This is a genomic window from Candidatus Hydrogenedentota bacterium (assembly GCA_019637335.1).
GTDB lineage: Bacteria > Hydrogenedentota > Hydrogenedentia > Hydrogenedentales > JAEUWI01 > JAEUWI01.
On record JAHBVV010000014.1, the window covers coordinates 1 to 20,309 of the forward strand.

Consider the following 20,309-nt stretch of genomic DNA (forward strand, 5'->3'; position numbering starts at 1 on the left):
TAAGTCCGGCGCCGGACAACCTTCTATAACCACAACTGCAATGTAGGATAGCCGTCCCGGCTGTCCACGGATTGCAACGCAAACCACCCCAGCCGCGAAAGCGCCCCAAACCACCCCAGAATCGCGGGTGCCGCCAGGGGGGACTGGCTCCCGCGACGCCAACCACCCCAGCCGCGTAGGCGCCCCAAACCACCCCAAAATCGCGGGTGCCTGTACCCGCAGAAAAGCACCCCCCGCGCCACGCGCACCCGCCCCAGGGACTGCGGCGCCCCATCACCCCGGGTACAAGCAGCCCCCACGCGACCCAAAGCGAGCCCAACCAACCCACAACACCGCCAACCGGCGCGGCTGTCCCGTCGCCGACCAGCCAACCAGCGCCCCAGCCGCGCAAGCGCCCAAGACCCCACCCAATTCACCAGGTCCCTGCCGTCCCTGCCGTCCCTGCCGTCCCTGCCGTCCCCGCCGTCCCCGCCGTCCCTGCCGTCCCTGCCGTCCCTGCCGTCCCTGCCGTCCCCGCCGTCCCTGCTGTCCCTGAAACCCACCGCCTCCCCTCCCACCCTTCACGTTGCCGCACCCTTTTCCGCGCCGTATAATGCCGTTGGATACGGGCCCTACCGTCTAGCGCCCGTCACACGCCATCGGGGATCCGCCATGAGCGACCGCAATCTCACCCGCGCATACCACACGCCGCCCGGCTTTGCCGGCAGTTACCGCCGCATCCTCCTTGGCCGCCGTGATCGCCACCGCGCCGGGGACCCGCTACCGCCGCTGGAGGCGCGTTGGAACGGCGCATCCGCCACGCCGGATCGTATCGCCCGCTACGCGGACGCATGCGGTCTCCCGGACACCCCGAACTACCCCCTGCTCTTCCCGCATATACTCGTCTCCCCGATGCAGATCGATCTGATCAGCCAGCCCGCATTCCCGCTGTCCCCTATGGGCGCGGTGCACACGCGGATTCACGTGTTGCAGCACCGCCCGATCCCCCGGGACGCGCGGGTGGACGTATCCTGTCGCCTTTCGGCCTCCCGCGTGCTGAAGGCGGGCCTCGAATTCGACTTCACGACCGTCCTCACGCTCGACGGCGCGCCGTGCTGGGAGAGTGTGAGCGCGAACCTGATCCGTGGCAAGAAGTTCGGTGATCCGGCGGATCCGCCGGCGCTGGCCCACCTGGACGAACTGGGCGATCCCGAGGGCGAGCACGCCTGGACCGTCCCGAAGGATATGGGCTGGCGCTACGCGCGGATCACGGGCGATTTCAACCCGATCCATATCTCGCGCATCCTCGCGCGCTTCCTCGGTTTCCCGCGCGACATCATCCACGGGATGTGGTCGGCGGCGCGCTGCCTGGCGCACCTCCCGGCGCCGGATCCCGGGAGCCCGATCCGCGCCGACCTGCTCTTTAAAGGCCCCGTCTTCATGGAAAGTCACGTCACCATGAAACATGCCCGGCGCGACGCGGGCCACGCCTTTGATCTATACTGCGCGGACAACCCCCGCCCCGTCATCCGGGGGCAGGTGCGCCCGGCGGAACCGGGCGAGCGCCTGTCGGACACAACCGAAGCCTGAGAAAGGAACCTCGAATGCCCTCCTTCGACGTGGTCAACAAAGTAGACCTCCAGGAAGTTGACAACGCGGTGAACATCACGAAGAAGACCATCGCCCAGCGCTACGATTTCAAGGACTCCGAAACGGAGATCAACCTGGACCGCAAGCAATCGCAGATTTCCATTTCCACGGAAAACACGATGCGGCTGGAGGCGGTGAAGGACACGCTCGCGGGCAACCTGGTGAAGCGCGGCGTCAGCCCGAAGGCGCTGGACTACAGCGAGCCGGAGGGCACGTCCAAGGGCGGCGTGCGCGTGACGGTTTCCCTCAAGCAGGGCATCGACAAGGAAATCGGCAAGAAGATCGTGAAGCGGATCAAGGATTTGAAGCTGAAGGTGCAGGCGCAGATCCAGGACGATCAGGTGCGGGTGACGGCGAAGAAGATCGACGACTTGCAGGCGGTGATCGCGCTGCTGAAGGGCGAGGACCTCGGCATTCCGATGCAGTATGTAAACATGAAAAGCTGAATCGCGGCGATCGCGGGAGACGCCAGGCACTGGAGATGCATTGCGACAGGATATACACGACAAATCTATCGTGTAAATCATGTGAATCCGCGGCCCGCAACGGAAAGGGTAAGCCCATGCGTATGTCATCCATCTTCCTGGCCGCTGTGCCCTTGGCCCTGTCGATTCCTGGCGGTTCCGCCCCGGCCGCCGAAGAGGCGCTCTGGCTCCACCCAAAGGTCGCGCCCCTCCCGACCGAAACGATGGGCCCCTTCGTCCGCCTGCCGGACAACCGCATTCTGGCGGTGGACAGCCACAACGTCCTGTCCAGCGGCGACGAAGGGCAAACCTGGGAATCCTGGCCACTGGAAACGGGCATGGACTTCGAGGTCAGCAACGAGCGCGCGCTGCTCGTGACGCGCGAGGGCGCGCTGATCCTCGCCTGCATGAACCTGAAGGAACGGGTCTGGAAGTGGAACAGCGCCATCCACGACGCGGACCCGGGAACCACGCTCCCCACCTATGCGCTGCGGAGCCTCGACTTCGGCAAGACGTGGGAGACGCCGCAAAAGCTCCACGACGAGTGGAGCGGTTGCGTGCGCAACATGATCCAGACCCGCGACGGCGCCATAGTCTTCACGGCCATGCGCCTGTTGAACAGGCCGGGGCGCCATTCGGTGCTGACGTATACCTCCCGCGACAACGGCGTCTCCTGGAAGCCGAGCAATGTCGTCGATCTCGGAGGGCGCGGCCACCACGGGGGCGCGACCGAGGCCACCGTCCTCGAACTGAACGACGGGCGGCTCTGGAAGTTGATCCGCACGAACCTGGGAAGATTCTGGCAGGCGTGGTCGGACGACAGCGTTTACTGGCGGACCATCGCGCCTTCGGACATCCCGGCGAGCAGCGCGCCGGGGCAGTTGCTCCGCCTGGCGAGCGGCCGCGTGATGCTGGTGTGGAACCGGCCCTTCCCGGACGGAGAGACGAGTTTCCCGCTGCGCGGCGGCGACAACGAGTGGTCGGAGGTCCCCGTGAGCAACCACCGCTGGGAGGTCTCGCTGGCCTTTTCGGAGGACGATGGCGCGACCTGGACCGATCCCGCCGTGCTGGCGAAGCGGAAGGATGCCTCGCTGGCGTATCCGTACCTCTTCGAGCGCGCGCCCGGTGAAATCTGGCTGACCACCATGCAGGGCGGTATCCGGATCGCGTTTCGCGAGTCCGATTTCGTAGAGTAGCGTCGATACGCAACCCAGGAGCCACCCATGGATCTCGCCCGGCAGACGCAGTTGGATGAAGAAGGCTATTGCATCGTTCCCGGCGTCGTGCCGCCCGGCCTGCTGGCGCGCCTGCGCGAGGAAACGGCCCGGATACTTGGCGGACTGCCGAAAGGTCATGAAGACGACAACCGATCCACCGGCAGCATGGTCACGGTGTACGAGAGCCCGGTCTTCGCCGACCTGATCGCCCTGCCGGAAGCCCGGGAGGCCCTGCGGTCGACCGGATTCCACGACGCGAAGTTCTCCAGCGGCTACATCATCAGCAAGCCACCGAAAAGTCCACGCCTCTTCTGGCACTATGACTGGGCCGGGTGGGACGCGCCGGAATCCTTCACCGTGCGCCCGACGCCGCAACTCTTCTTCATGTACTACCTCACGGACACCCGCCGCGAGAACGGTTGCCTCCGCGTCGTGCCCCGCTCCCACATCGAGGACAACGACCTTATCCCCCTGCTGGACGAGGCCCACACGCCCGAACTGCTACGCGCGGCGGACCCGAGCCGTCCAGCCTTCAGCGACCGTCCCGACGAGGTGGACGTGCCCGTCACGGCGGGCGACCTGCTTATCGGCGACGCGCGCCTGCTCCACGCATCCCACGCGAACCAGAGCGACGAGCGGCGCACCGTGATTACACTCTGGTTCCACCCCGATCCGGATACCTTCGGCGAGCGCCTCCAGGCCTTCTGCGCCAACATGGTCGCCAAGACGCCCGCGGACTGGCCGGACGAGGCCAGGGCGAAGCTGGAAGCAATGGTGTGCCGGTACGCCGGAAGCGCCGAACCGTGGCCCTGGAACCGGCATCGCCCGTTTCCGGCGCGGGTGGGGGCGTAGAGAGGCCTGAAGGACCTGAAGGACGATAGAGACTGGGCGACGGAACACTGAAAAGGAATTCAGGATGACTAGACGGCTGACGGCAATCATCGAACGGGAAGGCGACGGCTATACCTCCCTGTGTCCGGAACTTGATATTGCCAGCCAGGGCGACTCGGTCGATGAAGCTCGCAGAAACTTGCAGGAAGCTCTGGAGTTGTTCTTCGAGTCCGCGTCGCCAGAGGAGATTGAGGCACGACTATAACCGGCGCAATGCAACCGCTGTCAGTTCGCAGGGACGCCAGGGACAGCAGCGACGGCAGGAAAAAATGCAACGGCGCACCATCGTAGCCCACTCCCGCACAATCTCGGAAAATTCTCCGGCGGTTCGCGAATCTGCTGTCCCTGCCGTCCCTGAAGTCCCTGCCGTCACGAAGTGGCCTGGCCAACCTGGAAGCCCCAACCCCATGCCCCCCACCACCGACCTCCGCGGTATCATTACCGTCCTGAACACCCCGTTTAACGCCGACGACACCCTTGATCTCCCCGGCCTCGCCCGTAATGTGGAGAACGCCATCCAGGCGGGCGTTGCGGGTTTTCTTATGCCCGCGATGGCCAGCGAAGTGGGCGCGCTTACGGAAGATGAGCGCGCCGCGGTCGTGCGCGCCACCGTCGATACCGCCGCCGGGCGCGTGCCGGTCATCGGCGGGGCTTCCGCGCCGGATCAGGCCGCCCGCCTGGCCGCCGCCCGCACCCTGACGGGCCTCGGCTGCGCGGGGGTCCTGGTCAGCATACCCTTCACGGATGAAGCCGCCTACACCCGCGACGTGGAGGAGCTGGCGGCGCTGGATCCCGGCTTTCTCATGCTCCAGGACTGGGACGCGAATGGCTATGGCCTGCCCGTGCCGCTCATTGTGCGCCTCTTCGAGACCGTCCCCGCCTTCCAATGTCTGAAGATTGAGGTCGTGCCGGCCGGCCCGAAATACACCGAAGTCCTCGAAGCAACGGGCGGAAAGCTGCACGTTTCCGGCGGCTGGGCCGTGGGCCAGATGATCGAGGGGCTCGACCGCGGGGTCCACGCCTTCATGCCCACGGGGATGCACCGCATCTACACCACGATCTACCGCCGCTACACCCAGGGCGACCGGGAAGGCGCCCGCGCGCTCTTTGAGGAGCTGCTGCCCGTGCTCGCCTTCTCCAATCAGCACCTCGACATCTCGATCTGCTTCTTCAAGCGGCTGTTACACGCCCAGGGGATCTATGCCACGGACCGGGTGCGGTCGCCGCAGGTCGCCTTCGACGCAATCCATCAGAAGACGGCGGATGATTTGATCCGGCGCGTGATAGCGCTGGAGGCGCGGCTGACAGTTGACAGTTGACAGTTGACAGTTGACAGCTGAGGGCTGTTGGGGTTGGTGGTTGGTGGCGTCCTGCGTTATGATGCCGTTCTCTACCAACCGCTCTTCCAAGGCGCTCTTGCGGCGCGGAGAATGATTACGATGGGCATGAAAAGAAGGACCTTTCTGAAGCAATCGGGCCGCGCCTTTGGCGTGGGCGCCCTGTTGATAACGGGGACCCGTTCGGGCCGTGCCCACGCCGCGCGCGTGACGCCGTCCGACCAGGTGCGGGTGGCCGTCATTGGCACGGGCGGCATGGGCGGGCGCCACGTGGAGGCGCTGGCGGAGAATCCAAACTGCCACCTGCCGGTGCTGTGCGACGTGGTGAAGGGCCGTTACCTCAACCGGCTTGAAAAAGTCGCGGAGATGACCGGGCGCCGCCCCGAAGGCATCCAGGATTTCCGCTATGTCCTGGACCGGGACGATGTCGACGCGATCTTCGTCGCGACGCCCGACCACTGGCACCCGTTGCTGACGGTGCTGGGCTGCCAGGCCGGCAAGGATGTCTATGTGGAGAAGCCCGCGAGCCCGACGGTGGCGGAAGGGCGCGCGATGGTGGAGGCGGCGCGGCGCTACGGGCGCGTGGTGCAGCTCGGCACGCAGCAGCGCTCGATGCCGGTGTTTCAGCGGGCGATTGACGTGATCCGCAGCGGCCGCCTCGGCACAATTACCTCCGCAAGCGCCTGGGTGAGCCCGAACGGCTGGGGCGTGGGGCGGAAGGTCGAGGACGTGCCCGCGGGGCTCGATTGGGATCTGTGGCTTGGCCCGGCGCCCTGGGAGCCGTTTTCAATGGAGCGCTACGGCGGCTTCATGGGCAACCACGACTACGCGCGCGGCGGTCAGCTCACGAACTGGGGCGTCCACCTGATGGACATCGTGCACTGGGGCATCGGGCAGGACCAGCCGCTGAACGTCCAGGCCATGGGTACGAGCGCGCGGGGCGGGGCGGGCGCCGAGAATTTCGAAACGATAGACGCGCTCTTCGAATATCCGGGCGTGAGCGTGACGTGGGAGCAGCGCTTTTCCAACGACAAGGCCGGCAAGGGCCTCGGGATCATGTTCCAGGGCACGGAGGGCCGCCTGCTCGTGGACCGCGCGACATACAAAGTCTTCCCCGACACGCTGGGCATCGAGGAATTCATCGGCGAGCCGGAGCGGAGTTGGGCGAACCCGGACCACCACAACAACTTCTTTGACTGCGTCCGCACGCGGAAGCGCCCGGCGGCGGAAATCGAGCAGGGCGTGCGCTCGACAATTCCCGTATTGCTCGCCGGCATTGCGCTGAAGACGCGCCGCAAGCTGAACTGGGACGCGGCCAACGAGCGGTTTATCAACGACGACGCGGCCAACCGCTACCTGAGCCGGGCCTACCGCCCGCCGTGGCGGCTGCTTTAGGCTTTAGGCTTTAGGCTGGAGGCTTCAGGCTGGAGGCTGGAGGCTTTTGGGCTTCCGATGCATGTGGAGGGTGGTTTTGGATGGACGGGGTGCTTTGCTGCATTGTTCCGCGAAGCGGGACGGCATAACGTCGCCACGAACCGTGGTGACAATGGCTATTCGATTTGGACGGGTCCGCCTGAGGCCGGCCGCGTTTTTAAGGAGCTTCGATCGATGACCGGAATTTCGAGACAGGCAATGGGGCTGACGATGGCCGCCCTTATGCTGCTGGCGACGCCATGGGCGGCGCACGCCACGACCTTCGACGAGTACGTGGAACATCTTCGCGGGGACAACGACGTCCTTCGGAGCCTGGCGCGGCAGTGGATACCGCGCGAGGGCGTCCGGGCCGTCCCGCCGCTGCTCCCGCTGATCACGCACGAGAATCCGGCGGTGTCGTGGGCGGTGGTGAACGTCATCCAGGACATCGCCAACGACGTCAGCGCGCCCGGCCGCGAGGCGGAGCGCGCGGAAGTCGCGGCGCTGCTGCTGGAAGCGCTGGCCGGCGCGCCGGATCAGGAACACCAGTTCACCCTGTTGCGCGTGCTGCCGATTGTCGCGCCGGAAGGCGCGGATCTCAGCCCCATCGCGACCCTGCTCTACCAGGAGAACACCCGCGAACGCGCGCGGCTGGCCCTGCAGGAAATCAACACATCCGAATCCCGCGCGGCGCTCCGGGGCGCCCTGCCCACCGCCGACGCCACCTTCGCCTGCGCGCTGATGGACGCCCTGGACAAGACCGGGGACGCCGAGGCGCGCCCGCTCCTTCGGGAGAAGCTGGCCGGCGGCACGGACCCCGAGAAAACCGCCGCGGCCCTGGCGCTGGCGCAATCGGCGGACCCCGCGCTGGCGGCGCACTACCTCGATCTCTGCGAGACCATCGACATCAACCACCGCGCCGACATGGAGGACGCGGCTCTGCGCCTGGCGAAGGCGCTGGCGACGGCGGGCGGGCGCTGGGAAGCGTCCATGGCGCTGTACCGCGGCCTGCTCGCGCGTTCGGAGAATCCCATAGCCCGCGGCGGGGCGCTGGCGGGCCTGGGCCGTTACGGCGACGAAACCGCCTTCGACACGATCATGGCGGCGTGGGCGGCGGACGAAACCGGCATGCTGGACGCGCCCGCCATGGCCGCGATTGAATCCCTCCAGGATCCCGGGGTGGCGGACCAGCTCGCGGCCGCATTTGACGCGCAGCCCGCGCCGGTGCAAGAGCGCCTGCTCGGAATCATGGGCCGCAAGCGGGATCCGCGCTACGTACCCGTGTTTGAGAGAGCGGCGGCGATCGCCCCCGCGATCCGGCTGGACGCCTTGCAGCAGTCCCGCCTGGCTGAGGCCGTTCCGCTGATGGAGGCCATCGCCAACGCGGGCGACGGCGCGCTGAAGGCGCAGGCGGTACACGCGATTGGGGCGATGGCCGCGTCGTTCCGCGACGCGGGCGACCGGGGCGGCGCCGGGCGGGCGTACCTCGCAATCTACCGCATCGCCGAGGATGAGGCGGCGCGGGCGGAGGCGCTGGAGGGCATCAAGGGCTATCCGGTTCCCGAGGCCTACGACACCCTGAAGGCGGCGCTCGGCGAGCAGGGCCTCATGGACCTGCCCACGCCGATCCTCGCGGGCATGGCGCGGGTGCTGGCGGAAGCGGGCCGCAGCGAGGAGTCCGGCGCGATGCGCGGCGCGCTCCTGGCGCGTGCGAGCGACACCGCGACCGTGCAGCAGCTGATCCAGCTGGGCCCTGTCGAAGGAACGCACGAAGACCTGGCCCGCGCGCTGGGCTTCATCCAGCACTGGCGGATCGCGGGCGCCTTCCCGCAGAAGGACGCCCCGACGGACGGCGCGCCGGTGCTGCAAGACGGCGCGGTCGATCTGTCCGCCACCTGGACCCAGGACGGGCAGACCATCGCCTGGGAGAAGAAGCGGGGCGCCGGGGCCATGGCCATCGTGGACCTCACCTACTTCGGACGCGACAATGTCCGAATCTTCGGGTATGCGGTGATTCAGGTGGCCGACGCGCAGGATGCGGTCCTGCGCCTGGGCACCGACGACGGCGTGCGCGCGTGGGTGAACGGCGAGCAGGTCCACGAAAACATCGTCGACCGCGGCACAGCGCTGGACAACGACCTGGTCCCGGTGAAACTGAAGGCGGGCGAGAACACGATCCTGCTGGAAATCCTGCAGAACGCCGGCGGCACCAACTTCTGCGCGCGGCTGACGCGGCCGGATGGGTTGCCGCTGGGATTTGAGGAGAAGTAGGGCTACCATGGAGGTACCCGGAACATGTTGCTGGCCTGTACTTCAAGAATCTGCCCATGGGGAGTCGCCGTGCTGCTATTGGCTTCGCTGCCGGCGTGTATGCGTTCTCCAGAGACAGATACCGCATTTGCGTTCATACGAGCGATGGCCGAAGGCGATTTCCCGAAGGCCGAGTCCTATTTTGCGGAGGACGCGGCAAGTAACGACGTGCCCGAGTCGACCCAGGTATTCTGGAACGATCTCACCGGCAGGATGGGCGCTTTCAAGTCGATTACGACGTTTATGATGATCACGGGGGATATCGCCGGTATACATCCGGAAAGTGCGCGGCATAAAATGGTCACCGTATCCATCACCTGCCAGTTTGAATCAGGTTCCGCTGACATATGGATGTCCTTTTCCGAAGATGGAAAAGTGACTTCGCTCTACTTGTGAACCACGTCTTACCCTCGAAGTTCGTGATCGAGCGGGGATGCCTCTTCACCGAGAACAGCAACCGTCCGCATGGGCATGGCCCCATCGACCCGCGACTCTTCTCGCCTTATCCCAAGAACCCGATCATTGCGCGGGTCTTCAAGGAAGTCGGCTGGGCCGACGAACTGGGGTCCGGTGTGCGAAAACTGTTTAAATACGGAAGATCATACGCGGGACACGATCCGGAATTACTGGAGGATGATATTTTCCGCGTAAACCTTGCGCTCTCCGAAGAGGCCGAAGGCGCGGTCGCTCCAGGGTTGGTAGATGGGTTGGTAGATGGGTTGGTAGATGGTTCGGAGAAGAGCAAAAGTTCGGTAGAAAGTTCGGTAGTAAGTTCGGTAGAAAGTTCAGAGAAGAGCAAAAGTTCGGTAGAAAGTTCGGAGAGGAGCAAGAGTTCGGTAGTAACCCTTGGCACTCCTGAATCGATTCTGGCGATGCTGCGCAACAATCCCAAAATGACCATTCCCGATCTTGCCAGCGCGATCGGCTTAACGAGCAGAGCAGTCGAAAAGCAGATAGCAAAACTGACCGCATTGGGTAGACTCAGGCGTATTGGCCCCAAAAAGTCCGGCCACTGGGAGGTACTGCCATGAAATGGGCCGAGTTACAGGCGCACTCAAGCGATGCCGAGGCTGCATTTAGAGTCTTCTTGAGTCATGTTGCACTTTTACGTCGTATCGGCATTTTCAGACATCAATACCCGATGAATGTATATACTGGTCTCAGAAATGGAGATTTTGAACCAACATGATTGCATCAACCCTGCTTATGGCCGTCTTCTGCGCCGCCGCCGAACCCTCGATCCTCTTCAACCGCCAGCAGATCGGCAACACCACGTTCGAGGCCGCGTCTGTTTTCGATGTGAACAACGACGGCCACCTTGACCTCGTGTCCGGCGAGTACTGGCACGAAGGTCCGGACTTCACGAAGGCCCACAAGATCACGGAGATCCTCCGCGCCGACGACTACTACGACGATTTCAGCAATTACCCGATGGACGTGAACGGGGACGGCTTCCTCGATATCGTGACGGGCGGCTGGTTCGGCGGCACGGTGTATTGGCGGGAGAATCCGAAGGGACAGCCCGTGGAATGGATCACGCACGAGGTCGCCCCGACGGGGAACATCGAGCGGAACTCGTTTTACGATCTCGACGGCGATGGCGTTGTGGAAGTCTTCGCCACGACGTCGCCGGTGCATTTTTTCCGGCTGGTGCGCGATGAGAACGGCGTACCGCAGGGCCGCTTCGAGCACTACACCATCACCGAGGGCGGCGGGGGCCACGGCTTCGGCTGCGGCGACATCAACGGCGACGGGCGCCCGGACCTGGTGTTCTCCACGGGCTGGCTGGAAGCCCCGGAAGACCCCTTCGACGTGACGGCGTGGCAATGGCATCCCGTATTCAATTTCGGGCTCGCTTCCGTGCCGATCCTGGTGCACGATGTGAACGGGGACGGCCGGAACGACCTCATCGTGGGCAATGGCCATGGCCCGGGGCTCTGGTGGTACGAGCAGCAGGCGGACGGCCAGTGGAAGCAGCACGTCATCGAAGCGCACCGCGGCCAGTTCCACGATATCCAGCTTGCCGACATAGACAACGACGGCGCGCTCGAACTGGTGACGGGCAAGCGCTACCGCGCCCACCGCGGCCACGACCCCGGCGCGGATGACCCGCTGGGCGTGTACTACTACGACATCGCGCCCGAAGGCTTCACCCGCCACACCCTGGACTACGGCCCCGCCGGCCAGTCCAGCGGCTTCGGCATCTATGGCTGGATCGAGGACGTGAATGGCGATGGGTGGCCGGATGTGCTGGCGCCGGGCAAGGAGGGGCTGTATTTGTTTACGAGTTTGGGGCGGTAGGGACTGCAAAAAGGAAGTTGGATTACTGACTGTCTGGGTAGAGTTAACATATCTCTCAATATGTCACTCGTAACTACATTCCCGTTCTGCTATAATCTCGAAATTGATTGACTTTGACCTTGATCCATAGTAGGAAGGGCTTGTGGCGTTACCCGATCCTGATATCGCGCTACGTGAGGCGGCCGACTATATTCTGACTAGTCGCCTCGGTCAAAAAGCGCAGCTATACCATGAGCATGCTGGGCTCTCACTTTTCTGGCGAGATTTGTTGGGTCAGATACACCGACTCGTAGCCAGTTGCCACATGCCCGAGTTTACGGATCACGGTCTCCCGCATTTGTGTAGCCTGATTGAGCGGGTAAGCGCATGGACTTGCGCTCCAGACAATGGAATCGAGCACTACTTAGTCGATTTGATCTCTCAGGAAGACGCCGCGACACTGTTTACAGCGCTTCTTATACATGATATCGGGATGCTCTCACAGTCCCCCTCCGACTTACCCGAAAACCATCCGCTGGCAAGCGCTTACGGGAACATGGAAATCTCTTCCTGGGTTAGAAAAACTCATGTCCCAAGAATTGAAGGTCTAGTAAAAAGGCTGCTACTAGGCGGTCCCAATTGCGCCGAAAGCCATCGACAGATTCTAGAGTCTGATTTCTACACAAACAGTCTAAGGGTTGCGTCGGCACATAGCGACTGGCCTTGGAGCCCGCAATTCAAGGCCCTCCAAGACAGACTTCGGGGGCTCGCTGCGGTACTTTCTATATCGGATATCCTCGATGAAGATGCCAATCGATGCGACACCGCCACCCTACTCTTTCACCGCCACGGCACACAAGAGAATAGATCTCACTGGATTAGGCACACTTTGACCGCTGACCGAGTATATGTGTCCGGAGGTACGCTGACGGTTACGTTCTTGCGGCTCCCGCGCACCGATCTTGGAACCGAACCTATCTACCAAGCACTGAAAAATCACTACAAACTCGTTCGCACTTACAATGGGGCGCTGAGGAGTATTCAAGCGGGCTTATTGGATGTGCGATTCGACCCGCACACTGGATGTCCCAAGAAAGAGGTCTCTGTGCTTCCTAGCTGGGATCGCATTCAAGGCTTTGAAACCCAAGACCTACTATTGCACAACCTTCTTAAGACCTTCTTTCCGGAGGCACTCTTAGATGAGCGACGACTGGACGCCTCAACAGTTTCGTTGTTGAAACACCACAAACTGGAGTCCGTCAATCTTGACAAATTTTACTACATAAACGGACTACATGAGGTTCGCTCCCCCATCGAAGAAGAGATCCGCTGTTCAAACGTGCAGCAGGATACCTTCAAATGAGTGACTCATTGACAAACGAGACCAATCGATGCGGACTCAAACTCGGCCTGACTCGACTAAAATTGCGAGCGATGGAAGCCCATTCCAGCAAAGATGTCGCGACAGTCAATCATTGCTGCGCCATACTCTTCGAGCAGCTAGTCCATTCGCGTCAAGCTAATGCAGAATATAAGCCCACTCTGATGGAATGCCGCTGGGCATTCTCTCTGTCTCTCTACTGGCTGACAGACACGTATATGATATATTCGGCTGAGGTTGCGCATCGCGCTGCAGCAGACAACACAAGCGATAAGGGTATTTTCGACTTCATAGCTATTGTGATATCACTTATAAAGCGCCCTCTTCTATCTAGCCAGGAGATTTCCAATCGAATCTCTGAGGTGAAATGGGATTGGGCGAAGGACTCAAGCGACGAGGAGGACGGCATACTCCTGCAGCTAGGCTCTGAGTTGTGCTTTACTCGGGATCCTTGGGATTGCGGATGGGAATCTCTCATCGATATCGGGATGTCAATACTTTCTGAGCCCTGTAAGTCAGCACTAGAGAGAACGAAACGCCGTCTTCAAGTGCAACGAGAAATGTTCTACCCGCGAAATATTCGCCCAGTGAATATCTCAATTGATTCAAGCGCAGATGAGAATACAAGATATTTCGTAGGATTAGTTTCTTCCTTCCTAAACTTCGATTGGTCGCAGTTGAAAAGCTTGATTGAACAGGTGGTGCCCAAATTGGATTTTGCTTCCGCGGACGCTCTGCCCTTAACCAACCTGATCTGTGAACTCAATCACTTTCAAGTATTGCACTGGAAAGCGGATGACCAATACGTGCGGCTGACGCGGATGCGCCTCTTCGAGTATGCGGCCTCAAGCAAGTCCCCTGGCTGGACTGGCGACATTCGAAGCCTCTCGTTCTACAAATCGCTATTGACATTCAAGGAGGGCACACTCTCGGATGACAGGAAGGCAGATAGTTTTCGGCTCAGTTCCCTGAATGAGGTATGGGCGCTCAGAAACTGGAGTATCGGGCACTGGGTCGAGGCAATCAAGCAAAAGGCCCTGGCATTTGACCACTTACACAGGCATGGCGGTCAGGACGATGTGAGCGCGATCTTGGCACTTAAGCACTATGTATACGCCACCACATTCAAGAGTGACTTGCCAGGCTCTGGCGAACTGATCGCGGCGTTCGAGCGGATCGACAAGGACCTTAAGATACAATTCGTAAGGCAGATGATGTGCGTCCGAGAATACGCATCGAGGAGTGTGCTTGAATTGTTTACACTCCTGTCAGATGCCATTCCGTACGAGTGTCTAGGTGAGCTTTTGGAATGGTGCCTGAGGTTCATTGACAGAAGCGCTGGCGATAGCCTTCTCAAGCCGCGGCCATATAAGGCCATAGGCATCTGGAAGGATATTCTCGGCACAACAGCTAACAGCGAAGACCTGTGCCGGTCTCTTAGGCCGCTCTACTTGGAGACTGTCAGGGATTCACAGTTACTCCTCGACGATTGCATTCATTCTGTGTATCGATACATGTTGAATGCTGGCAGCCCTGAATTATTAGCTATCTTTCAGCTTCTGATTGACGAAGATTCTAGTATTGCGCCCCATCTGACGCACAGAAAGTGGACACTATTCTTCACCGTTCTTGAAAGCAGACACGAGAGATTTCCTGAGATCGAGACCTGGTTACGAAACAACGCGACAGGCGATACGGAAAGGCGCGCTCTGGAGCTGCTCGTTAGCTATCCTTCGGAAGATATTCAGGATCTGGTAGCGTCCGCAAAGCCATGGGCAATTGAACAGATCAATAATTATCTTGCTGTCATTACAGATGAGGGTCGCACCGGCTTTGGAGGAAATGCGGGGGTGAGCGCATCAATGGTCGAAAAGATTCAGTGGACTGTTGATGATAGACATATATTTGAAAGACTTTTCGCTGCTATTGTTGCACCCCGGGTCACCGTCATTGACATTCGGTATTGTCTCGACATCGCCCGAGCGATGTTAAGATCGAATCCAGCAGACTTTGGCTCCGTTGGACTGGAACATATTCTTCGGCTCTTACAGACACCCCCTACTGCTCGAGATTTCTTGTTGCGCTCTGAAAATGAAAGCCAAGAATACGGTGTCCTTTGGGAGGACATGCATGAGACCATAGCAGTACTTGTAGACGTGTATCCGAGTCGGTCTATACCGGCCTTGAAACTGTGGCTTATAGATAACTACCTCCGAGCGCCTGTCTCGGCATCCGGCTCGATTCTTCGGACGGCTATAATAATAGGCTGCGGAGCTGCAAAAGGTGACGTTTCTGCAGCTGACTGTTTCCCGCTGCATGAGGAATTGGCCATAGCGAGCGTCCTGCTAGAGCGTTGCATTGTCGCCAGCAGAGGCGAACACGCAGAATCACACTGTTTAGTTGGCTACCTTGTACAATTGAAACTTATCTATTCCAAACCGGCCCTCGAAGTCGAAGCTCCGCCTGTGGAGTATGTGACTATTGGGGCAGCAATACGAAAAATGGTTGAGAATCGTATCGAAGAGTTGGTGCGGCATCCGATTGTAGACGTTCGTGTGGCCACCGCTTACCTCCTTATGGAGTGGGCTCGCGACGCTGAGTTCGAAAGGTGCTCTGTGCTGGGAGGGTCACTTAAAGCACTCGGCGATGATCCACGCGCGCGCGTCAGAGTTGTCGTTGGAGGATGTTCAAATTCATGGCCTGCCCAAAAGCAGTAGACTGCGTGCAGCTAGCGACACTACCAAGACGATCCGATATGAGCTACACACCCGGCTTTTCGCCCGCCTTACATCCTTCTCGAACTGCCGCGTGTATACGGGACGAAGCATCAGATACCCAGCTTGCCGAATAGGTCTTCGACATCCTCACATAGCACCAAATCCCGCCCACCATCCGTCGCGTCAAACGTACGCTTCGTCGTCTCACTGGGGATTGCGATGTCAAAGGGCAATCCGTTGCGCAATTCCACTTGCCGGTAGAACAGCGTGATCGCCTGCGTGGCGTTCAGGCCCAATCGTTGAAGAATCGCCTCGGCGTTTTCTTTCAGATCCGGCTCCATACGAGCCCGAACCACGGCGCTTCTACTCATCGGACACGACTCCTTTTTGCCATATTGCAGCACAAACGGGCCACAAGAGCCGCCGCCCGTGGACCCGGAATCTGCTTTCCGAGTTCGTGAGTGTTCGTATTGCCGGCAAAGTGTGATCAATGTGCCGCGCGATCCTGACTTTCGCCGGGGCGGAGCCCCGCAAAGTCAGGTTCGTGCGCACGCTGCCCGCACGTCCAACGAGCGCACGTTCCCTGGGGCGTAAAGTGTTGTGCGATCTATTACGGATGAGTGAAGTCGGAACTTCCTTCGGCTGCCTGGCAACCGAAACACAGCCGGGACGGCTGTGCCACATTCCATCCCGCTATTCGGGCACCGGGTCGACAGCGTCTCCTTGCGAATTGCGCCGGAGTAGAAAGAGTTCGGCGTTGTTTCCGGCGAGCCAGGAATGGTAGGGAATTGTTTCGACCACATTGTAGCCGGCGCGGGGCTGTCCGGCGATGGCCCATTCGTCGCCGAGCACCCACCAGCCGAGTGGCCCGGCGTGGTAGAAGGCCCGGTCGCCGTCCCGGGCGATGAAGTGGGGGCTGGTATACCAGCCGTTGAACTCGTAGCCGCCGTCGATGTTTTCCGGGGGTACGCCACCGGCCATAAGGCGCTGGAGGGTGTGCCACCGGGCGGAATTCCACGCCAGATAGTCCTGCAGGGAGATTAGACTGAAAGTGTACAGCGCGGCGGCCAGCGCGAGTTGCACGGCGTATAGGCGGAGGTCGCGCGCGCGGGGGGCAGCGGCGGCGAGCAGGAGGAGTACGGGAACGAGCGCGCCGAGGAAATAGCGGTCGAAGCGCACGGGCAGCCCGGGATGGTAGAGCGCGCCGATCATCAGGGCGGCCCAGAGCATGAGGAAGGCGTGCCGGCGACGCCTCGGGTCGCGCAGGGGCCGTCGCCCGTCGCCGGGAATCAGTACGAGCCAGCCGAGCCAGCCCGCGAGCATCCAGGCGGCGGCGGCGATCCCAAGGATTGTGGGAAGCCACCAGGCGTCGCCGATGGAAACGGGGCGCCAGTACACGCTGCCTATCACGTCTCCCCTCAAGGTCAGCGGCCCGACGCCGGTATCGAAGAGCATGTTGCCGAGGAAGGGTATGCGGCGTGGTGCGGACCAGGCCACGGTAACGGCAACGAGCAGCAGGGTGGCTGTCAGGCCCCATAGGCGTCGCGCTCGGCTCCCGCGGGCGCGCAGCCAGGCGAAGGCGGCGGCAGCCACGAGGGGAAGGGCGAATAGCCCGATGTATACCATGGCCACGCCACAGAATTTCAGGGCTCCCGCCGCGATTTCCGGGGCGCTTTCGCCCAGGACATAGGGCATCCAGGGGTGGTTCAGCTTTTCGGTCCGGGGGGCGAGGTATTGGAGCAGCCCCCAGGCCGCGAAGAGCGGTAATAGCGCGGGCAGAATGATTTTTGTACTTTCGCGCCGCCCGATCCGGTAGAGCAGGGGCGTTGTCGCCAGGAGGAAGGCGAGGGGCAGGAGTACCGCGAACTGGCGAATGAGCAGCCCCCAGGCGGCAAAGAGGGAGCCGGCGAGAATCAGTGACGGGCGGGGATCCGCGAGCGCGCGGAGGTAGAAGACGCCCGCGAGGGCGCAGGCCGCGATAAAGGGCACGTCGGTCATGAAGGTGTAGCCGAGGTTCATGGCGATCGGGTTGGCGATGACGAGGCCGCCGGCGAGTGCGGCGGCGAAGGGGGCGGCGCGGAGTTCGAGCGCGGCGCGGCTGACCGCCAGGGCGGCCGCGAGCCAGAGCGCGAGGGTGGACCAGCGCAGGGTTTCGAAGCTGAAGCCGAAGAGGGATGAGAATGCTTTGCCCCAGCAGGCCTGCCCTACGAGGCTTGCGCTGGTGAAGGGATGTCCGGTGTAGTGGCCCGTATCGATCCAGTCCCGCACCGCCTGTGCGTAAATCCAGTCGTCGTTGAGCGGAAAGCCGCCGCGGGGCGGCACGAGGAGGAGGGTAAGCGCCCAAAGCAGGGCCACGGCGGCCAGCGCGACCACGGTATCTCGGGGGGAGACGGGGGGGAGTTTCGGGGGAATCGCCACGGGATGGGCTCAGGCCAGGTGGGCGTCGAACCAGGCCGCCACCTTGTCGCGATGGTCCCCCTGCAATTCCACGACGCCATCCTTCCAGACGCCGCCGGTCGCGCAGTGCTTCCGGAGGGATTTGAGGAGGGCGTTTCCGTCGCCGCTGACGTTGGCGATGCGGGTGACAAGCTTGCCGGCGGCGCGCTTCTCGAAGGAGACGGGCCAGCCGCCTTTTCGGGTGCGGGCGACCTGGAAGGGGTGGCGGGTGTCGGGGAGGATTTCGGCGCGCGGGGCGGCGGGCGGATCGGGCTCCCTCGGGAGATCGGCCTTGAGGCCGGCCAGCGCGCCGAACGGGGTGTCCCCCAGGGGGGCGTCGGGCGGGGAGGTGTCGATACGGTTGTTTTTTCGGCTCATGCATCCTCTCCAGGGGAGTTTCCTGCGCGCGTTATTGTAGGGAAAAGGCGGGAGATCGCTCAAGGCGCGGCTTGGACTCGCTGTTTGAGGGAGTGGTATACTGTGGATAAAAGGATATATGGCCATGCTTTGCCAGAAATGCCATAAGCGGCGGGCGACCATCCGTTACGCCGAGGTTGTGGACGGGCGGGTAACCGACCAGTTCTGGTGCAAGGAGTGTCTGGCCCAGCAGCGGAGCGCGAACGAGGGCTTCGAGCTTTCCGAAGTGCCGCCCACGCGCCCGAGCAAGGCGTCGATCCACAAGGTGGTAAGCAATGTGGTCCGCGCGCAGCGGGCCTGTCCGGAGTGCGACACGCGGCTTCAGATCGTCCTGGAAACGCGTCAGGTCGGATGCGCGTCGTGTTACCGCCATTTTGTGGACGAGCTGCCGGCGCTGCTTCAGCAGTTACATGACGCGCAGCGCCACCGGGGGAAAGCCCCCCAGGCGTCGGATGCGCGTTCCCAGTTGCGTTCCGACCTCCTGGCCAAGCGCGCGTTGTTGCGCAGTATGCTCAAGGCCGAAAACTACGAAGAAGCAGCCACGCTGCGCGACGAGATTCGCGATCTGGAAGGCGATCTTTCATCGCCAGGCGCCGGGGTGGAGTAGCCGATGTCGATCGAAAGCCTCATAGCTCGCGACCCGCGCTGGCAGGACTGCGGCGGGGCGGCGCATTCCGGCACGGTGGTGCTGGGGACATGCAACCTGGCGCGCAACCTGCCCGATCTGCCTTTTCCAGCATCCGCCGGCCCCGATGAGCGCGAGGCGGCGGAGGCCCGCGCGCTGGGCGCGTTCGAGCGCCTGGGCCTGCTGGACACCGGCGAGTACTTTTCGCTGGCCGCGCTGAATCCGGCGGAGTTGCAGCTGCTGGCCGAACGGCAGCTGATCACGCTGGAGATGACGGCTCCCCGGAAGGGCCAGGGCGTCTATGTGTCGGAGGACCAGAGCCTTGCGGTGCTGTTGAACGACACGGATCACTGCTGCATCCGCGTGCTCGGGTCCGGGCTGGCGATCGAGGAGGCGTGGAACCGGGCGAGCGCTCTGGACGACCAGTTGAATGACTCGCTGGACTTTGCGTATTCGAACGAGTTGGGTTATCTGACACGCAGCCTGAGCCACACCGGCACGGGGCTGCGGCTGACCCTGTTGCTGCACCTGCCGGCCTGCGCGCAGGAGAGCCTGCTGAACGATGCAGGCGCGCTGCACGAGTTGCAGCAGTCGGCGGAGCGGCTGGACCTGGAACTCGTCGGCGTGGGCACCGGGCTGCCGGACAAGCACCCGGTGACGGCCCGCGAACAGGGCGAGCGTTCGGTGGTTTGCCGGCAGGCGCTGTACCACGGGATGAACGGGTTCCCGGCGCGCGGCCTGCACGACACCGAGGGCGACCTGTTTCAACTGCGAAACCGGACGTCGCTTGGCCGCTCCGAGGAAGACCTCGTGTACCGGCTGAAGCAGTGCGCGGGGGAGATTGTCCGGCGCGAGGCCGAGCTGCGCGAACGCCTCCGGGCGACCTTCGCCGATCTGCTGGAAGACCGGGTGGAGCGTGCGCGGGCGCTCGCGACGAATGCGCGCCTGATGCCGTTTGACGAGAGCGTGTCGCTGTTGTCCTCGCTCCGCCTGGGTGTAACGTTGGGCCTGATCTCGGATCGCACAGTGGCGGACCTGAACGGCTCGCTGATACACTGTCAGGGCGCACACGTCGAGCGGCAGTTGCAGCCGGGCGTGGACACGGTGGACGAACTGGCGCTGAAGCGGCTTCGGGCGCGGCAGTTGAAGCAGCTGTTCATGCCGGCGCAGGGCTGAGCAGCGCGTTGGCCGG

General features: G+C 62.3%; 19 protein-coding genes. 15 read left to right on the forward strand and 4 right to left on the reverse strand.

Going from position 1 to position 20,309, the window contains the following annotated elements; translation table 11 throughout:
- Window positions 1-412: 412 nt before the first annotated feature.
- On the reverse strand, window positions 413-574 hold the full coding sequence (locus tag KF886_15345; GenBank protein MBX3178733.1) for a hypothetical protein: 162 nt from the start codon (window positions 572-574) through the stop codon (window positions 413-415).
- A 77-nt stretch (window positions 575-651) separates the two neighbouring features.
- Here KF886_15345 and KF886_15350 point away from each other — a divergent pair, with 77 nt between their 5' ends.
- The 13 genes from KF886_15350 (at window position 652) to KF886_15410 (ending at window position 15,639) form a co-directional block, all read left to right on the forward strand.
- A complete protein-coding gene (locus KF886_15350) occupies window positions 652-1,569 on the forward strand; it encodes a hypothetical protein (GenBank protein ID MBX3178734.1) in 918 nt (305 codons plus the stop codon).
- Window positions 1,570-1,583: 14 nt separating this feature from the next.
- Entirely contained in the window at window positions 1,584-2,075 is a 492-nt protein-coding gene (locus KF886_15355; protein MBX3178735.1) for a YajQ family cyclic di-GMP-binding protein, read from the forward strand.
- A gap of 116 nt (window positions 2,076-2,191) precedes the next feature.
- Window positions 2,192-3,289, forward strand: coding sequence for an exo-alpha-sialidase (locus tag KF886_15360; GenBank protein MBX3178736.1), 1,098 nt, complete (start codon window positions 2,192-2,194; stop codon window positions 3,287-3,289).
- Between the two features lie 27 nt (window positions 3,290-3,316).
- Window positions 3,317-4,162, forward strand: a complete 846-nt coding sequence (locus tag KF886_15365; GenBank protein ID MBX3178737.1) for a phytanoyl-CoA dioxygenase family protein — start codon at window positions 3,317-3,319, stop codon at window positions 4,160-4,162.
- Between the two features lie 64 nt (window positions 4,163-4,226).
- Window positions 4,227-4,406 (forward strand): type II toxin-antitoxin system HicB family antitoxin, encoded by a 180-nt coding sequence (locus tag KF886_15370; GenBank protein ID MBX3178738.1) that lies wholly within the window; start codon window positions 4,227-4,229, stop codon window positions 4,404-4,406.
- Window positions 4,407-4,608: 202 nt separating this feature from the next.
- On the forward strand, window positions 4,609-5,520 hold the full coding sequence (locus KF886_15375; protein ID MBX3178739.1) for a dihydrodipicolinate synthase family protein: 912 nt from the start codon (window positions 4,609-4,611) through the stop codon (window positions 5,518-5,520).
- Between the two features lie 126 nt (window positions 5,521-5,646).
- A complete protein-coding gene (locus KF886_15380; protein MBX3178740.1) occupies window positions 5,647-6,933 on the forward strand; it encodes a Gfo/Idh/MocA family oxidoreductase in 1,287 nt (428 codons plus the stop codon).
- A 213-nt stretch (window positions 6,934-7,146) separates the two neighbouring features.
- Complete coding sequence (locus KF886_15385) at window positions 7,147-9,222, forward strand: hypothetical protein (protein MBX3178741.1); 2,076 nt, start codon at window positions 7,147-7,149, stop codon at window positions 9,220-9,222.
- Window positions 9,223-9,246: 24 nt separating this feature from the next.
- Window positions 9,247-9,657, forward strand: coding sequence for a DUF3887 domain-containing protein (locus KF886_15390; GenBank protein MBX3178742.1), 411 nt, complete (start codon window positions 9,247-9,249; stop codon window positions 9,655-9,657).
- 23 nt (window positions 9,658-9,680) lie between these two features.
- On the forward strand, window positions 9,681-10,292 hold the full coding sequence (locus KF886_15395) for a winged helix-turn-helix transcriptional regulator (GenBank protein MBX3178743.1): 612 nt from the start codon (window positions 9,681-9,683) through the stop codon (window positions 10,290-10,292).
- Window positions 10,293-10,446: 154 nt separating this feature from the next.
- Window positions 10,447-11,562 (forward strand): VCBS repeat-containing protein, encoded by a 1,116-nt coding sequence (locus KF886_15400; GenBank protein ID MBX3178744.1) that lies wholly within the window; start codon window positions 10,447-10,449, stop codon window positions 11,560-11,562.
- 868 nt (window positions 11,563-12,430) lie between these two features.
- A complete protein-coding gene (locus tag KF886_15405; GenBank protein ID MBX3178745.1) occupies window positions 12,431-12,904 on the forward strand; it encodes a hypothetical protein in 474 nt (157 codons plus the stop codon).
- Window positions 12,901-15,639 (forward strand): hypothetical protein, encoded by a 2,739-nt coding sequence (locus KF886_15410; GenBank protein MBX3178746.1) that lies wholly within the window; start codon window positions 12,901-12,903, stop codon window positions 15,637-15,639. The genes KF886_15405 and KF886_15410 overlap by 4 nt, the downstream gene beginning before the upstream one ends.
- Before the next feature lie 110 nt (window positions 15,640-15,749).
- Here KF886_15410 and KF886_15415 read toward each other — a convergent pair whose 3' ends face one another.
- The 3 genes from KF886_15415 to KF886_15425 form a co-directional block, all read right to left on the reverse strand.
- The gene (locus KF886_15415; GenBank protein MBX3178747.1) at window positions 15,750-16,010 is read right to left on the reverse strand and encodes a type II toxin-antitoxin system RelB/DinJ family antitoxin; all 261 of its coding nucleotides are present in this window, start codon (window positions 16,008-16,010) and stop codon (window positions 15,750-15,752) included.
- A 322-nt stretch (window positions 16,011-16,332) separates the two neighbouring features.
- Window positions 16,333-18,057 carry a glycosyltransferase family 39 protein gene (locus KF886_15420; GenBank protein MBX3178748.1) on the reverse strand — a complete coding sequence of 575 codons (1,725 nt, stop codon included), beginning with the start codon at window positions 18,055-18,057 and terminating at the stop codon, window positions 16,333-16,335.
- Window positions 18,058-18,066: 9 nt separating this feature from the next.
- On the reverse strand, window positions 18,067-18,453 hold the full coding sequence (locus KF886_15425; protein ID MBX3178749.1) for a translation initiation factor: 387 nt from the start codon (window positions 18,451-18,453) through the stop codon (window positions 18,067-18,069).
- Window positions 18,454-18,577: 124 nt separating this feature from the next.
- Between KF886_15425 and KF886_15430 the strand changes: the two genes are divergently transcribed.
- Window positions 18,578-19,099, forward strand: coding sequence for a hypothetical protein (locus tag KF886_15430; protein ID MBX3178750.1), 522 nt, complete (start codon window positions 18,578-18,580; stop codon window positions 19,097-19,099).
- Between the two features lie 3 nt (window positions 19,100-19,102).
- Entirely contained in the window at window positions 19,103-20,293 is a 1,191-nt protein-coding gene (locus tag KF886_15435; protein MBX3178751.1) for a hypothetical protein, read from the forward strand.
- Window positions 20,294-20,309: the final 16 nt, after the last annotated feature.

Excerpts from the sequence above, each read along its gene's own strand:
- KF886_15380 (MBX3178740.1), top strand. The coding sequence starts at position 5,647 with ATGAAAAGAAGGACCTTTCTGAAGCAATCGGGCCGCGCCTTTGGCGTG.
- KF886_15415 (MBX3178747.1), bottom strand. The coding sequence starts at position 16,010 with ATGAGTAGAAGCGCCGTGGTTCGGGCTCGTATGGAGCCGGATCTGAAA.
- KF886_15425 (MBX3178749.1), bottom strand. The coding sequence starts at position 18,453 with ATGAGCCGAAAAAACAACCGTATCGACACCTCCCCGCCCGACGCCCCC.
- KF886_15350 (MBX3178734.1), top strand. The coding sequence starts at position 652 with ATGAGCGACCGCAATCTCACCCGCGCATACCACACGCCGCCCGGCTTT.
- KF886_15370 (MBX3178738.1), top strand. The coding sequence starts at position 4,227 with ATGACTAGACGGCTGACGGCAATCATCGAACGGGAAGGCGACGGCTAT.
- KF886_15375 (MBX3178739.1), top strand. The coding sequence starts at position 4,609 with ATGCCCCCCACCACCGACCTCCGCGGTATCATTACCGTCCTGAACACC.
- KF886_15360 (MBX3178736.1), top strand. The coding sequence starts at position 2,192 with ATGCGTATGTCATCCATCTTCCTGGCCGCTGTGCCCTTGGCCCTGTCG.
- KF886_15435 (MBX3178751.1), top strand. The coding sequence starts at position 19,103 with ATGTCGATCGAAAGCCTCATAGCTCGCGACCCGCGCTGGCAGGACTGC.
- KF886_15400 (MBX3178744.1), top strand. The coding sequence starts at position 10,447 with ATGATTGCATCAACCCTGCTTATGGCCGTCTTCTGCGCCGCCGCCGAA.
- KF886_15410 (MBX3178746.1), top strand. The coding sequence starts at position 12,901 with ATGAGTGACTCATTGACAAACGAGACCAATCGATGCGGACTCAAACTC.
- KF886_15430 (MBX3178750.1), top strand. The coding sequence starts at position 18,578 with ATGCTTTGCCAGAAATGCCATAAGCGGCGGGCGACCATCCGTTACGCC.
- KF886_15385 (MBX3178741.1), top strand. The coding sequence starts at position 7,147 with ATGACCGGAATTTCGAGACAGGCAATGGGGCTGACGATGGCCGCCCTT.
- KF886_15355 (MBX3178735.1), top strand. The coding sequence starts at position 1,584 with ATGCCCTCCTTCGACGTGGTCAACAAAGTAGACCTCCAGGAAGTTGAC.
- KF886_15390 (MBX3178742.1), top strand. The coding sequence starts at position 9,247 with ATGTTGCTGGCCTGTACTTCAAGAATCTGCCCATGGGGAGTCGCCGTG.
- KF886_15365 (MBX3178737.1), top strand. The coding sequence starts at position 3,317 with ATGGATCTCGCCCGGCAGACGCAGTTGGATGAAGAAGGCTATTGCATC.